This is a genomic window from Lentilactobacillus dabitei (genome assembly GCF_019061365.1).
Classification (GTDB): domain Bacteria; phylum Bacillota; class Bacilli; order Lactobacillales; family Lactobacillaceae; genus Lentilactobacillus; species Lentilactobacillus dabitei.
In genome coordinates this window covers 1-478 of record NZ_JAHPPD010000185.1, presented here as the reverse complement: position 1 = coordinate 478, position 478 = coordinate 1, and the positions used below count along the sequence as shown (strand labels likewise).

The window sequence follows — 478 nt, the reverse complement described above, 5'->3', positions numbered from 1 at the left end:
AAAGGAGTTGCGTTATGGGTAAGACTGACATGATTGAATTATTTCCAGAAGTAAATAAAAAAGAAACGGTTGACCGGGTTAAGCATTTTTTTAATCACACAATTCCTAAAATGGAGCGGTATGCGCATCAAAGCATTACGGACATTAAATCACCGACAATTTCTGACATGCCCAAAGCGAACCATGTAGGGAATAGCGCTGAAGAGACTATTTATAAGCATCTATACGCTCAAGAAGTTTTAAAGCGGACTATTGAGGCCATAGAGAATTGTTCTAATGTTTCTAAAATTATTATTAGCAAATTGTATTTTACACGTGAGAAGCCACTTGATTGGCAAATAATGAAACAGCTACATTATCACGAGAACAGATATTATTTTTACAAAAATCGTGCCTTCTTAGAATTTGCAGATGCTTATTTGCTCGAAGACCTTCACGTTTTTATTAATTCGAAATAAAAATCGCAGTTTTACCGCAG

General features: G+C 35.1%; 1 protein-coding gene. It reads left to right on the top strand.

Annotated features, from left to right (window positions below; translation table 11 throughout):
* Positions 1–458, top strand: a 458-nt coding sequence (locus tag KTE19_RS13720; RefSeq protein ID WP_347339423.1) for an ArpU family phage packaging/lysis transcriptional regulator, incomplete at its 5' end; no start/stop codon positions are given.
* Positions 459–478: the final 20 nt, after the last annotated feature.